Source organism: Candidatus Alistipes pullistercoris (genome assembly GCF_027665465.1).
Taxonomy (GTDB): Bacteria; Bacteroidota; Bacteroidia; order Bacteroidales; family Rikenellaceae; genus Alistipes_A; species Alistipes_A hominis.
The window spans coordinates 49,116-64,163 of sequence record NZ_JAQDED010000010.1 but is presented as its reverse complement, the minus strand read 5'-3'; the positions used below and the strand labels follow the sequence as shown (position 1 = coordinate 64,163).

Sequence of the window (15,048 nt, the reverse complement as noted above, 5' to 3'; positions counted from 1 at the left end):
TTTCTTTCGAGGCGAACGGGACGGAGTCGGGAAGGGCTTCCGGAAAGCCGGAGAACGTTTCGGTTCGGAAATGAAATAAATCCGGTTAGAATATCGAAAAAGGAGGGAAAATTTCCCTCCTTTTTCGATACGGTACAGTTTGTCGTTTATTCCGTTTTCTGCAACGGGATCGAGAAACTGAACGTCGAGCCTTTGCCTTCTTCCGATTCGAACCAGAGGCGTCCTCCGTTCTTCGTCGCAAAATCCTGGCACAACAGCAGGCCGAGTCCCGATCCTTCTTCGTTTTTGGTGCCGAACGTGCTGAAATGAGTGCTCGGTTTCATCAGTTTGGCCTGATTCTCCTTGCTGATGCCGCATCCGCTGTCGGACGCTTCGACGATCGCCGCCTGTGCATCCTGCCGGACGCGAATCGTGATGTCGCCCCCTTCTGGCGTGAATTTCATCGCGTTGCTGATCAGGTTCCGGATGACGGTTTTCATCATGTCGCAGTCGGCGTACACTTCCAGCGTGTCGGGAATTTCGACCCGGAGCCGGATGTTTTTCAGTTCGGCCGCGATCGAGAATATTTCGATGACCCCTTGTATGATCGGGACGAGGTCGAATTGCTGATAGACGACATTCAGCCGTCCGATCTGGCTTTTCGTCCATTTCAGCAGGTTGTCCAGCAACGAGAAGACCTCTTCGGTCATGCGGTTGGCCATGTTCAGCATTTCGTGCATATCCTTTCCGATCGACGAAGCCGGAAGGTTCAGCAGCAGCATGTTCAGAACCATTTTGATCGAACCGATCGGCGAGCGCAGGTCGTGCGCGATGACCGAGTACAGTTTATCCCGTCCCGATATCGTGCGCTGCAGCTCTTCGGTTTGCCGGATGATGATCCGCCTGGCGGCGATCAGCGAGATCTGATGGGATACCCGGATCAGCAGTTCCTCTTTGTGGAAAGGTTTCGATATGAAGTCGTTGGCCCCGGCTTTGAAACCCCGGACGACGTCGGACGTAGCGTTCAGCGCGGTCAGAAAGATGATCGGGATGTCTCTTGTTTCCGGATTCTCTTTCAACTTTTCGGCGACCTCGAATCCGTTCAGACCGGGCATCATGACATCCAGCAGGATCAGATCCGGCTTTTCCGTCTCTACGGCCGATAGCGCTTGCAGGCCGTCGTTCGCGGTGGCGATTTGGTAGTTCAGGTTCTTTAGGAGCACTTTCAGGAGCAACACGTTCGATACGACGTCGTCCACGATCAGAATTTTATATTCCGCAGCGTTGAAATCCAGGCTTGTATCCATTGAAAATCAGTTTAAGTAGGGCTTCCGGTCCGGTTATTTGATTTTCAATTCCTCTTTGAAATATTTCATCATTTTTACCAGTCCCTGTTCGAGGAGTATGGTGGGACTCCATCCGAGGTTTTCCTGCGCGGTCGTAATGTCCGGTTTTCTGCGCTGCGGGTCGTCGGCCGGCAGCGGTTTGAGGATGACGCTCGCCTTCGACCGCGTGATCTCCAGTACGAGCGTCGCCAGTTGGCGGATCGTGAATTCGCGCGGATTTCCCAGGTTGACCGGGCCTGTAAAATCATCGTCCGTCGCCATCGTGCGCACCAGGCCTTCGACGAGATCGTCGATATAGAGAAAACTGCGGGTTTGAGAGCCGTCTCCGTAGACCGTAATGTCCTGGTTCATCAGTGCCTGTATGGTGAAATTCGAGATTACGCGTCCGTCGTTGAGACACATGTTCGGGCCGTAGGTATTGAATATGCGAACGATTTTAATCGGAATCCGGTATTGCCGGTAGTAATCCATGCACAGCGTTTCCGCGCAACGCTTGCCTTCGTCGTAGCATGAACGCGGCCCGATCGGGTTGACATTCCCCCAGTACGTTTCGGGTTGGGGATGCACGGCCGGGTCTCCGTAGACTTCGCTGGTAGATGCTTGTAGCAGCTTCGAGCGTTTCTTAATGGCCAGATCCAGCATGTTGATCGCGCCGAGTACGTTCGTTTTCAGTGTCTTGATCGGATTGTACTGGTAATGTATAGGCGAAGCCGGGCAGGCCAGATTGTAGATCTCGTCGATCGGACCGTCCGGACAATAAGGGGTCGTAATATCCTGTTCCGCCATTTGGAAATTCGGATTGGCGGTCAGGTGTTGGATGTTCTTCGGCGATCCGGTGAGAAAATTATCCAGGCAGACAACCTGACAACCTTCGTTGAGCAGTCGAACGCACAAATGCGATCCGATAAAGCCTGCGCCTCCCGTAACCAATATTCTTTTCATAAAAACAGAGCGAATTTAAATTGCCTAAAATCGTTACACTGCATGGTTGACCCGGATGGCGCCCCGGAGCAAGCAGGCCGGAATGGACGGATGAACGTCCGAATTGACGACAAAGTTATTATTTTTTCTTCTGTCTGAACGATTATATTTTTTAAATGTTAATAAAATTATATGGAAAACGGCGTTTTCCGAAGGTCTGATATGACGATAAAAATTAAGGTGTTGAATGTGCGGGGATCGGTCATTTGGAATATTGAAAAAATGGGAATTGGGTTTTTTCAATTTCGTGTCATTATATTGCGATATTCTTTTATCTTTGCGATGTCGGTATGGTGGCGAGGCTTAAAAGGTTGTCGATGGAAACGTTTAGATTTGAGATACAATGTCCGTCCAGGGATCGTGGATTGTGCTCGGGAAATTTATTGCTGGTCGATCGGGGCGGGATGTGTGTGCATGCCCAGCTCCAGACCGAAGACCGCTATCTGAGCAATCGGATGGTGGGGGAGAATATTTTCGACCTTTTTCCGGCTTCGGCTTCGGGCTCGTTGCGCGCCGGATTTTCAACCTTGTGGAGCGGACGGAAAGGATTTTGCGAAGATCTTTACGAATGTGCGGGGGAAACGGGGGAATTGTCCGTTTATTATGTGATTTCGATGAGCCGATACGACGACTTCCACGCTATGATCCGGCTGAGGAATATTTCCTATTATATCAATAAGCACGAGCGACTGCTGCGGCAGGAGGAACAAAAGGTGGAAGATCTGAAAAGGCTCGCCGGGATCGGCGTGTGGAAGTACGATTCGAAAAAGCAGCGGCTCGAATCGAAGGGGTATGCCGATCCTATGTTCCAACCGGGCGAATACCGGGAGATGGATATGGCCGAATATTTTTCTCGGATGTCTGTGACGGACGTGGAAAAGGTCAAGGAATATATCCGGGGGTTGGACGCCGGCCGTCGGCAAGAGAGTATCCAGTATATGATGCATTACCAGTACGGGGATGTGGTGCTGCGGGTCGAGCCGATCAGTTGCCGGCCTTCCGACGGAGGCTATCTGTGGGAAGGTTATGTGCAGAATGTTACGGATCTGATTACCGGACAGACGCGCATCGAGATGTTGCGGCAGGCTATCGATTCCGTTTCTGAGGATGTTTTCGCCGTCGAACCCGACGGTTCGTTGGCATTCGCCAATAAAACGTTTCTGGAACATAACGTGAGCGATCGCCCACGGGATGTCATCGGCGAGAAGGTGTTCGACCTGAATAAAACGCTGGTAGACAAGACGCAATGGGGCGATTGGCTCAGGAGCCTCCGAGAAAACGGCGGCAGTTGGAATTTTACGCAGGACAGGGTGTCGGACGGTCAGGGAGAGGCGATGACTTTCGAGAATTACTCTTACTTGATTGAGAATCAGTTGCACCAGGAATTGATCTGGGTGTTCGCCCGGGATATTTCCGAACGTCTGAAGCGGGAAGACGAGATCAACAGTCTGCAATACCTGACCAATTCGATTATCAATAATATTCCGGTCGGCCTGTATGTCAAGGACGTCGCCGATGATTTCAAGTACCTGTTCTGCAACCGGTCGGCATTCGATTTCCTGCGGTCCGGCCGCGAGGACGTGATCGGAAAGAACGATTTTGAGATATTCGGCCGCAGCAAAGCCGAAGCCATCCGAAATGAAGACCTGCAGCTTGTTTCCGACCGGACGAAGATCGAACGTACCGGGCAGGTCGGCGGAGCCTCCGGTTCTCCTGTCACGTACGAGGAGGTGCGTATCTATTCAGAGAAGAAAGACGGCACGCCTTTGATTATCGGTGTGTTTTGGGATATTACTTCCCGCGTCGCTTTGGAGAAAGAACTCGTAGAGGCCAAAGAGAAAGCCGAAGAGTCGGGACGCCTGAAGTCGGCGTTCCTGGCCAATATGAGCCACGAGATCCGGACTCCGCTGAATGCGATCGTCGGATTTTCGAATATCATTGCGGAGACTCAGGATATGGAAGAACGCCGCGGAATGTATAAGATCGTAGAGACCAACAACGAACGGTTGTTGTCGCTGATCAATGAGATCCTGGACATGTCGAAGATCGAGGCGGGGATGCTGGAACTGTCGTCCAAGCCGGTCAATATGCGGGTGCTGTGCGGGGAGTTGCTCAATGCCAACCTGTTCCGTTGTCCGGGCAATGTGATTTTCTCGTTCGACGGATCGAGTCCGAATCTGGTGACCCGTACCGATCCGAACCGCCTGTTCCAGGTTTTTGCGAACCTGATTACCAATGCGTTCAAATTTACAGATTCCGGGCGTGTGACGTTCGGGTACCGGCTCGACGGACCGAATATCGTCTGTTATGTGGAAGATACGGGATCGGGGATTGAGACCGACAAGCAGGATAAGATTTTCGACCGGTTCGTCAAAGGAAACGATTTCGCTCAGGGAACGGGACTCGGCCTGCCTATCTGTAAAGTATTGATCGAAAAGATGGGCGGACGGATCGGCGTGGAGTCGGCGATAGGAAGAGGCACGAAGTTCGTATTTACGATTCCATATGTTCCGCCGGTGAACGAGCGTGTCGGTTCGGGAAATCCGGGCAGGCTGAAAACGTCTGTCCGGAAAGCCGGGGCACGGAAGGCTGTTTCCGGTACCGTGACGGTGCTGGTCGTGGAGAGCGAGCCGTCGGATTTCGATCTGCTGTGCGATACTTTCGGAGACGGGATCTTTTTCGTACGGGCCGACAGCGGCGTAGAGGCGGTTACGTTGTTCGAGCAGTACCGCCCCCAGTTGGTTTTGTTGAATGTCGCCGTGACGGATATAAACTGCGCCGAGGTCGCCGGAATCATTAAAGAGGTATCTCCCGGGGTTCCGGTCGTCGCATTCGGCAATTCTGCGCCGACGGACTGTTACGATGATTTCATGGCTGTTCCCTGGAGCCGGGAACAAGTCGAACGGTTGTTTAACAAGTATCTTTAAATTCGGATTGTAGGTTATTTCGCGCTATGGAATTGTCGGAAGATAATTTGGATATTCGGAAAATGCGGTGTCTGCTGGACGCGGCGCAGGTGGGATGGATCGAAAAAGAGTCCGGAGGAGGGCGTTGCCATTTTTCTTCATTGCTGGGGGATGCTCTTGATCTATCGAATGATACGTTGAGCCAGAATGATTTTTTGCAGTTGGTCCGGACGGATTTCAGAAGCCGAGTGGACGCCAGTGTGTTGCTGTCCGATCACGGCGATTCGAAAACGGCGATTGAATTTCCGATCGCCGTTTCGGCCGGGGAACAGTGGGTGAGGTGCGCGTATGCCGGGGAACACGGCGGAAAGGCGCTTTTCTCGGTGTTGTTGTTGCCGAAGGGAGGTGAAGCAAGCAGACGGCAGGTCAACGATATATTGCAGCAGCAAAAGCATATATCCCGTTTGTTGTTCTCTTTCCTCAAGACAAAGGATCTGAAACATGTATGCGAAAATATCCTGAAAGAGCTTTTGAAGCGTTTCCATGCCGACCGGGCCTATATTTTCGAACTGAACGAGTCGGAAAAATATCATAGTTGCGTTTACGAAGCAGTCGCCGAAGGCACTTCGCCGCAGATCGACATGTTGCAGAAGATGCCTTTGGAAGAGAGTCCGTGGTGGAGCGGGCAGGTTCTGAACAAACGGCCGATTATTCTCAATACGCTGGACGATCTTCCGCCGCAGATCGTTCAGGAAAGAAATATTCTTGACGCACAGAACATTCGGTCGTTGATGGTGGTGCCTATGATGTCTACGGAATCCGTTTACGGATACATGGGAATCGATATGGTGCGGGAGTCCCGTAACTGGAGCCGGGAGGATTACCAGTGGTTCTCCTTTCTGGCCAACATCATTTCCATTTGCATAGGGCTTTATTACAGTCGAAAAAAGGCGGAACGGGAAAGTTTGTATTATAAGGAGCTGTACAGTCACATGCCGATCGGATTCTTGCGCAGCCGTTTGGTGCGCGACGGTTCCGGCAAAGTTACGGACTGCCGGTTCGAATACGCCAACCAGATGGCTGAAAAACTGATCGGTCTTGCCTGCGAGGAACTGGCCGGTCTCCGGGCTTCGGATATACTTTCTCAGGAGGAGGTGAACACCAGCCTGTCGATCATCCGGTCGACTTCTCCGGAGCAAAAATTACAGTACAAGCGCGATCGTTATATCGAACGGACGGGAGTGCACTGCAAGGAGATCGATTATTTATCCGGTCCCGACGAGGTGATTACCCTGCTGAAAGACGAGACGGAAACCGTAAAAGCCAATGAAGAATCCAAGCAGCACGAACGAATGCTCGATAACTTGTTCCGGAACATTCCGGTCGGGATTGAACTGTACGATCCGGAAGGCAGTCTGAGAAGTATCAATCCGAAAGATTGCGAGATTTTCGGCGTCCGGCCGGACGAGGTATTGGGAATCAATATTATGGACAACCCGCTGGTGCCGGAGCAGGTGAAAGAGAAGATTCGGAACAGGCAACCGGTCGATTTCCGGCTGGACTACCGGTTCGGTCTGCTCAGCGATTATTACAATACGTCTTTCGAAGACCGGGATACCCGTAAGGATATCGTCGCCAAGTATGTTCCGCTTTATGACGGCGGCAACCGCCTGCTTTACCATCTGTGCATCGTGATCGATAACACCGATACGGTCAATATCCAGAACCGGATCCACGATTTCGAGCATATCTTCTCGCTGGTCGCCGATTTTGCGAAAGTAGGATATGGGAAATACAATTTCGATACGCAGACTGGAACGGCCATTCCGCAGTGGTTCCGAAATCTGGGCGAGCCGGTCCATTCGAGCGTGCGGGAGGTGGCCGGCCGGGGATTCCGCTATGTGCACCGGGAGGATCGCAAACACATGTATGCGTTCTTCGCTGCGGCCCGGAACCGTAGAGTCGATTCTTACCAGCGGGAAGTCCGGGTCAAAGGGCCCGCCGACAGGAAATGGCGGTGGCTGCGCATCGACATGATCGTAAACTCCCTTGCCGACGGGTCGACCGAGGTGATCGGGGTGAATATCGACATTACCCAGATCAAGGAGACCCAGCAAAGCCTGATCGTGGCCAAAGAGAAAGCGGAAAAAATGGATCGGTTGAAATCCGCGTTCCTGGCGAACATGAGCCATGAGATCCGCACTCCGTTGAATGCGATCGTCGGTTTCTCCCAGATGTTACTGAGTCAGGAAGCTTTCGAGAAGGAAGACCGGGAGCATTATATGCAGATCGTGCAGGATAACAGCGATTTGTTGTTGCAGTTGGTCTCGGATATTCTCGATCTGTCGAAGATCGAAGCGGGCGTTTTCGAATTCAATTATGCGGACGTGCCGTGCAACAGGCTATGCCGTGAAATCGTTATGTCGCTACGGATGAAAACGCAGCCCGGCGTAGAGTTGATTTTCGACGAACCGGCGGCGGAATGCGTCGTACACAGCGACAAGAATCGGATTGCCCAGGTGCTGGTGAATTTTATCAACAATGCCGCCAAGTTTACCTCGAAGGGCAGTATTCATGCGGGACTCGTGCCGCATAAGAACGATGTGGAGTTTTATGTCCGCGATACCGGCGTCGGGATTTCCAAAGAGCAGCTCGGTCATGTTTTCGACCGGTTCGTGAAGTTGAACAGTTTTATTCAGGGAACCGGATTGGGACTGCCTATCTGTAAAAGTTTGATCGAGCAACTGGGCGGTCGCATCGGAGCCGAGTCGAAAACGGGCAAAGGTTCTTATTTTTGGTTTAAATTACCTTATAGGATTAAAAAAAGAACGATTATTAAATAATTTATTTACATTTGTCTGACGGATTCGGGTATGTTGCGCTCCGCCGGGAATATTGCGATTTTAAAATCGGAAGTTATGAAGAAAACGATTTTGCTTTTGGACGATAAGGAGTCCATAGCGAAAGTGGTGGCGGTTTATTTATCCGGCGAATACGATGTCGTTTATTTCGACAATGCATTGAAGGGGATTCAGTGGCTACAGGAGGGGAATAAGCCCGATCTGATAATTTCGGACATTCGGATGCCGGTTATGCGCGGCGATGAGTTTCTGGAATATGTCAAGAACAACGAGCTGTTCAAATCTTTCCCTGTGATTATTCTGTCGAGCGAGGAAAGCACCTCCGAACGGATACGCCTGCTGGAAGTGGGCGCTTCCGATTATATCGTCAAACCGTTTAATCCCATGGAGTTGAAAATCAGAATCCGGAAGATCATCGAAAATGAGTAAAGAGTTCGATCTGCTTTTTGTCGGACCGGATTCCGTATTGAAAGAGTATTTTCGCGATATTGCCGACGGGTATTCGTTTCGTGAAGCGGCCGACGGCAGTAATTCCCTGCAACAGGTCGGATCAGGCGATTCGAAAAGCGAAATCGTCGTTCTTTGGGAAAAAACGACGATAGACAGGGATTTGTCCGCGATCAGGGCTTTTCGGAAAACCCGCGGGAATGTTTACCTGATTCTGATAGGAAATGAACTGACGCCGGACGAGAGGAGCGGATACCTGAAAGCGGGCGTGAACGATACCATGCTCCGGCATATTCCGAAAGAACAGTTCGTAAGCCGGCTTTCGTTTATACAGCAGACCCGGGAGATGATTCTCGGAAAAAGGGAGAAAGCGTCGCAGGAAGCGATCTGCCATTTTCGCCTGCCTTTATGGAAAAGGCTTTTCGACATCTGTTTCTCGTCGGTCGCTTTGCTGTCGCTGTCGCCGTTGCTGCTGCTGACGATGCTGGCAATCCGACTGGAAAGCAAAGGCGCGGCGGTTTATCGTTCCAAGAGGGTGGGAAGCAACTACCGGGTGTTCGATTTCCTGAAATTCCGGTCGATGTATGCGGGGGCTGAAAAGCAATTGAAGCATTACGAGCAGTTGAACCAGTATAAATTCGAGAAGACGACCGATGAGGACGGCGGAAAATTGAATATTTCCGGAGATTTTTTGGCAGACGGCGTTTTGCCCGACGGGAATTTTTTGGTCGGCGACGACGACGTGGTGTTGGTTTCCGATGACGAGGTGATTTTAGAAAAGGAATACATCGACCAGAAAAGCTATGAACAGGAAAATGCATTCGTGAAACTGGAAAACGATCCGCGGATTACGCGGGTCGGGCGGTTCATTCGCAAATACAGCATCGACGAACTTCCGCAATTGATCAATATCCTGAAAGGAGATATGTCCGTTGTGGGGAACCGTCCGCTGCCGTTGTACGAAGCCGAACGGCTGACCAGCGACGAATATATCGACCGTTTTATGGCTCCGGCCGGGCTGACCGGGTTATGGCAGGTAGAGAAGCGGGGCGATTCGGGCAGTATGTCCGCCGAAGAGCGGAAGAAACTGGACATCGAATATGCCCGGGATTTTTCGTTCGGGATGGATTTCCGGATAATCTTAAAAACGATATCAGCGTTCGTACAAAAAGAAAATGTATAGTATGTCGAAAAGAGTTTCGGGTTTGATCGCGCTGACCGCGATTTTGTGTTGCGGGGCGGTTACGGCCCAGCAACCTGATAGTTTGGATGGAGCGGTTCCGGCGAGCGCCGCCGCCACGGATACGATCGACGACCTGGCCGGTTTCGGGCCTTCGGGCTATGAGTTGGGCAAGGTCGTTCTGCCGTCGCTGGAGCAGCTCTATGCCAATGCGGAGCAGAACCCCGGCGTGCTGGCGCTGGAAAAACAGAAAGAATTCGAGGAGTTGCAGTTGAAACGCGAGAAACGGAATTTCCTCTCTTTTCTGAACGTCAATGCCAATTATTATTACGGCAACGGGACGATGAGCAGTCATCTTTACGATGAGAGCGGTATGCCGATTCCGCAAAACTATTCCCGGCAGTCGCAGTCCAATTACAACCTGGGCGCATCGGTTTCGATTCCGCTGGAAAAGTTGTTCGATTTGCGGGGAAGCGTGAAACGTCAGCGCAAACAGGTGGAAAAGGTCGAATACGAACGGCAGAGCGCGATCGAGGAGCGGCGGGTAACCATCGCAACGATCTACTCGAAAGTGCTCAGTTACATGCCTATTCTGAAGGCGACGACCGAGAAACGGGTATTTGCCGATGCTCAGTATGCCATCAGCCAGAACGATTTTATCAACAGTAAAATCGGAGCGTCGGAAATCAATGTCGAAAAGGAACGTCAGATCAAGGCCATCACCGAATACGAGAATGTGCGTTCGGAACTGTACGGTTTGCTGTTGCAACTGGAGATTCTGTCGAATACCGAAATCATTTCGAAAAAATAAATTATGAAATACGTGCTGTATATTCTCCGGTTCTTTTACCGGATTCGTTTCTGGCTGATCCTGCTGCCCGTGCTGGCGGCTTGCTATATGATCTGGAAGACCCGCGATATCGCCCGTTACTACGAGGTGCGTACGACCGTTTATACGGGCGTCGTGTCGGGGTACGATATCGAGCAGGCGTCAGTCCGCGAGGCCGACTGGAATACGAAAAACAGCACGATCGTTAATATGATGGATATCCTCAAGAGCGAGGCCACGTTGCGCCGGGTATCGATGCGGTTGTACGCCCGCTGCCTGATGAACGGCGATTCGATGAAAAACAATACGTACATCAATGCGGACACTTACCGCTGGTTGATGGACCGTACGCCCAAATATGTGTTGGATTTGATCGTAAAAGGCGACGAAGACAAGACGGTGGAGAATTTCTTCGACAACATGAAACCCGACAACCGGGATCATTTGTACGGCCTGTTCATGTGGGAAGCCAGCCGATATTTCGGATATAAGGATTTGGAACAGATCCGCGTCGACCGGATCGCTTCCAGCGACATGCTGAAACTTTCGTATCAGAACAGCGATCCGGGGATCACTTACAATACGGTACTGATCCTGGTCAAGGAGTTTTTCGATCAGTACCAGACGTTGCGTTTCGGCGAAACGAACGATGCGATCGCTTATTTCCGCAGGGAGCTGGCCGAAGCCGGTACGAAGTTGAAAGCCGCCGAAGACGAGCTGACCAGTTACAATGTCGAAAAACGGGTAATCAATTATACCGACGAAACCAAAGAGGTCGCTTCGATCAACAAAGAGTTCGAGATCCAGTATCAGGACGTGCTGATGAACTATGCGAAGGCGGATGCGGCCGTTTCGCAGTTGGAAGGTCGGATTGATATGAATATCAATAATATGCGTAGTAATTCGGCGTTTATGGAGAAGTTGAAGCTCATCTCCGAGTTGCAGACGCAGATTACCAATATAGATGCTTTCGGGCAGAAAAACGAGGCTAATCTGGAGAAACTCGCTACACTGAAAAAAGCCCTGAAAGCCGAAGAGCGGAGCGTCTCCGAATTGACCAAAACCATCAATGAAAACAAGTATTCGAAAGAAGGCATCGTGAGCGATCGGTTCGTTCAGGATTGGCTGGCGCAGACGTTGGAATTATCCAAGGCGAAAGCGCAGAAGGAGGTGATGGAAAAATGGCGGCGGGAGTTGAACGAAAAATATACGTATTACGCTCCGATCGGTTCCACGATCAAATCGAAGGAGCGTGAAATCGACTTTACCGAAAGGACTTACCTTTCGTTGTTGGAAGGTTTGAATTCGGCCATCCTGCGGTTGAGGCAGTTGCAGATGACGACCAATACGCTGAAAGTGACCGATGAACCGTCTTATCCGATATCTCCGCTGCCGCACAAGCGGAAGATGATGGTGCTGCTGGCCTTTGTTTGCACGGCGATTTTCGTAGTGGCTTATTTTCTGTTTCTGGAGTTGGTCGACCGCACGCTGCGCGACCGCATCCGGGCGGAGCGTATTACCGGCCGTAAGGTGCTCGGCGTCATGCCGCGGAATTCACGGCGTTACCGTCCGTTCAATCAGCAGGCCAAAGAGATTGCCATGCATTGCTTGGCTAAAGCCCTCGTACCCTATTTCGGACGGGAAAAACCGGTTGTTATCAATATACTGAGTACCGAAGAAGGCGACGGCAAGCATTTCGTAGCGCAATACCTGCGCGACTATTGGCAAAAGTCGGGTTTGAAGGTAGGCCTGCTGTCCTACCGCGAAGAATTCAATTGCCGGAGCGAATCTTACTTGTTGGCGAACAATTTGACGGATTACTGTCAGGCGGGCGACGCGATGATCGTGCTGGTCGTTCACCAGCCGCTGACCGAGGAGAGCGTGCCGTCCCCGTTGTTGGAAAGTGCGAACCTGAACCTGATGATCGCCCGTTCGGACAGGACGTGGACAACCATCGATCAGGAAGTCTTCGAGAAAGTGGGCGAGCAGAGCGGGGAAACTCCGTTGTTCCTGGTGTTGAATCAGACGGCCTGGGACGTTACGGAAGATTTCACGGGGCTGTTGCCGCCTTATTCCCGTTTCCGTCGCTGGCTTTACCGGCTTTCCCAGCTCGGGCTTACCGCTCGGGATACGAAAAAGAACGAATCGGGAGTTTAAACAGAAAATGCCGCAATGAAATCGTCCGGTGCGATAAAAGAGCGTCCTCGCTTTTTCGTGATCGTCGTCCTGCTGCTTGGCGTACTGGTCGTAAACGAATTGCTGGTGCGTGCGGGAACGGTACAAGGCGTTGCATTCATGCTGTTGCCGGTTTTCGCGCTGCTGGGTTTCGCTTTCGCACTGAGACCGCATGCCACGCTGTGGCTTTATATCGCCGTCAATTATTACATCCTCGGTCTGACCCGTTACGTCGACCTGAAAGGCGGTATGCTGATGATGGGATTCTCCGTATTGTTGCTGGTGGTATTGTTCGTCAGCCAATGGCTCGGAAAGGTGGAGTGGCGCAGGGGATTCAATCAGCTTACCCTTTACTGGACGATTTGGTTCGTGTACTGTACGGTGCTCGCTTTCCTGCCGAGCGCTCATTTCGACGCTTGGATGATTGCGATCAACCTGTACGCTTTTATCCCTTTGCTGCTGGTATTCGCGGTGCCGATTATTTTCCGCAGGTACCGCGACCTGAAGATTTTCCTGTTCGTCTTTTCGTTGCTTACTCTGACGGCCGTATGCAAGGCGCTGTGGCAGAAAACGGTCGGATTCGATACCGCCGAGAAGATTTTTTTGTATCAGGAAGGCGGAGCCAGTACGCACATCATCTGGTCGGGAACCCGTTATTTTTCCTTTTTCACCGATGCGGCGAATTTCGGTTCGGGAATGGTGTTTTCGATGGTCGTATTTTCGATCGCCTCGGTTTACGTCCGGGGGTGGCTGCGGTTTTACTATCTGGCTGTCGCTGTCGCCGCCGCTTACGGTTTCGGACTGTCGGGTACCCGCAGCGCGGTGATCGTGCCGTTCGTAGGTTACGCGCTGTATATTCTGACCACGAAGAACAAACGGATCTTGTTGGCCGGTGTCGTGACGTTGGCCATCCTGTTCGGCTTCTTTAAATTTACGCATATCGGGGACGGCAATGTCATGATTTATCGGATACGTTCCGCATTCAATCCGACCGAAGACGCTTCTTTCCAGGTGCGGCTCGAAAATCAGGAAAGGCTGAGGAGGGTTATGGCCGATAAGCCTTTCGGGGTCGGGCTCGGGTTGGGCGGAGGCAAGGCGAGCCGTTTCGACGACACGGCCGTTACGTCGTGGATTGCGACCGACTCGTGGTATGTGATGGTATGGGTCGAAACCGGAGCCGTAGGCGCTGTGCTGTACTTGGTTCTGCATGCTTTGATTCTCGGGGTCGGGGCGTGGCGGATCATGTTCCGGATACGGGATCCGCAGTTGAAGGGGTTGCTGGGAGCCCTGCTGGCCGGGGCCGGGGGAATGATGGCGGGGTGTTATGCCAACGAGATCATGAATTTTCCGAACGGACCGATGGTCTATATCTGCGAAGCGTTCGTATTCGCCGGTTGCTGGTACGACCGGGAATTGGCCGCAAGGAAACAAAAGGAACTGTCGCATGGGGACGAAGCCTGAGCTGTCGGTCATTACCGTCAATTATAACGGATACGGGGATACGGTAGCGCTGATCGACTCCCTGAGAAAATATCTGGCGGATATTCCGTTCGAGGCGATCGTCGTCGACAACGCTTCGCGTACGGACGAAGCGGAAGCTATCCGCCGGCATTTTCCGGACGAGGAGCGGCTGGTGTTGATTCGTAGCGAGCGGAATCTCGGATTCGCCGGAGGAAATAACCTCGGGATCGGAGCGGCGAGGGGCGATTATCTGCTGTTGCTGAACAACGACGCCTTCGTCGAGGACGGTTCGCTGCGGGAGTTGATCGCCGTGTTGGAAAACGATTCCCGGATCGGATGCGTCTCCCCGAAGATCCGTTTTGCCGATTCTCCGCGCGATATTCAGTTCGCCGGGTATACTCCGCTCAGCCGCATTACGTTGCGAAATTCGCTGATCGGTTTTGGAGAACCCGATCGGGGACAATATCAGGCTCCGCATGTCACTCCGTATTGTCACGGCGCCGCCATGATGTTCCGCCGGGAGACGGTAGAACGGGTCGGACCGATGCCGGAGGCGTATTTCCTCTACTATGAAGAGCTGGACTGGTGCGTTCGGATCGCGCAGGCCGGATACCTGTTGTGGTACGAGCCGAAAGCCACCGTATTTCATCGCGAAAGCCGCTCCGCCGGACAGAACAGTCCGCTGCGGACTTATTACCTGACCCGCAACCGGCTGCTATTCGCGCGGCGAAACCTGAAGGGAGCGTACAGGTGGCTTTCGATCCTCTATCAGACGGCGGTGGCGGTTCCGAAAGCGTGCCTTGCGGCGACGTTGAAAGGCGACCGGCGGAACGTCTCGGCGGTGCTGAGGGGGTGGCGGGATTTTTGGAAAATCTTATAATTT

General features: G+C 52.1%; 10 protein-coding genes. 8 read left to right on the top strand and 2 right to left on the bottom strand.

Annotation, left to right across the window (positions count from 1 at the left end; translation table 11 throughout):
• Positions 1-146 precede the first annotated feature (146 nt).
• The gene (locus PGR91_RS11905) at positions 147-1,286 is read right to left on the bottom strand and encodes a hybrid sensor histidine kinase/response regulator (protein WP_118657036.1); all 1,140 of its coding nucleotides are present in this window, start codon (positions 1,284-1,286) and stop codon (positions 147-149) included.
• A 33-nt stretch (positions 1,287-1,319) separates the two neighbouring features.
• Complete coding sequence (locus PGR91_RS11900) at positions 1,320-2,267, bottom strand: UDP-glucuronic acid decarboxylase family protein (protein WP_055206167.1); 948 nt, start codon at positions 2,265-2,267, stop codon at positions 1,320-1,322.
• 356 nt (positions 2,268-2,623) lie between these two features.
• Here PGR91_RS11900 and PGR91_RS11895 point away from each other — a divergent pair, with 356 nt between their 5' ends.
• The 8 genes from PGR91_RS11895 to PGR91_RS11860 all read left to right on the top strand — a co-directional run bounded on the left by PGR91_RS11895 (position 2,624) and on the right by PGR91_RS11860 (position 15,045).
• On the top strand, positions 2,624-5,233 hold the full coding sequence (locus PGR91_RS11895; protein ID WP_182424262.1) for an ATP-binding protein: 2,610 nt from the start codon (positions 2,624-2,626) through the stop codon (positions 5,231-5,233).
• Positions 5,234-5,259: 26 nt separating this feature from the next.
• On the top strand, positions 5,260-8,055 hold the full coding sequence (locus PGR91_RS11890; protein ID WP_118657032.1) for an ATP-binding protein: 2,796 nt from the start codon (positions 5,260-5,262) through the stop codon (positions 8,053-8,055).
• A gap of 75 nt (positions 8,056-8,130) precedes the next feature.
• The gene (locus PGR91_RS11885; protein ID WP_055206159.1) at positions 8,131-8,502 is read left to right on the top strand and encodes a response regulator; all 372 of its coding nucleotides are present in this window, start codon (positions 8,131-8,133) and stop codon (positions 8,500-8,502) included.
• Positions 8,495-9,703 (top strand): sugar transferase, encoded by a 1,209-nt coding sequence (locus PGR91_RS11880; RefSeq protein ID WP_118657030.1) that lies wholly within the window; start codon positions 8,495-8,497, stop codon positions 9,701-9,703. Before PGR91_RS11885 ends, PGR91_RS11880 begins: the two co-directional genes overlap by 8 nt.
• Before the next feature lies 1 nt (position 9,704).
• The gene (locus tag PGR91_RS11875) at positions 9,705-10,511 is read left to right on the top strand and encodes a TolC family protein (protein ID WP_172970812.1); all 807 of its coding nucleotides are present in this window, start codon (positions 9,705-9,707) and stop codon (positions 10,509-10,511) included.
• Between the two features lie 3 nt (positions 10,512-10,514).
• Positions 10,515-12,686 (top strand): GumC family protein, encoded by a 2,172-nt coding sequence (locus PGR91_RS11870; protein ID WP_118657028.1) that lies wholly within the window; start codon positions 10,515-10,517, stop codon positions 12,684-12,686.
• A gap of 15 nt (positions 12,687-12,701) precedes the next feature.
• Positions 12,702-14,165, top strand: a complete 1,464-nt coding sequence (locus PGR91_RS11865) for an O-antigen ligase family protein (protein ID WP_118657026.1) — start codon at positions 12,702-12,704, stop codon at positions 14,163-14,165.
• Positions 14,149-15,045, top strand: coding sequence for a glycosyltransferase family 2 protein (locus PGR91_RS11860; protein ID WP_118657024.1), 897 nt, complete (start codon positions 14,149-14,151; stop codon positions 15,043-15,045). Before PGR91_RS11865 ends, PGR91_RS11860 begins: the two co-directional genes overlap by 17 nt.
• The last annotated feature ends 3 nt before the right edge of the window (positions 15,046-15,048 follow it).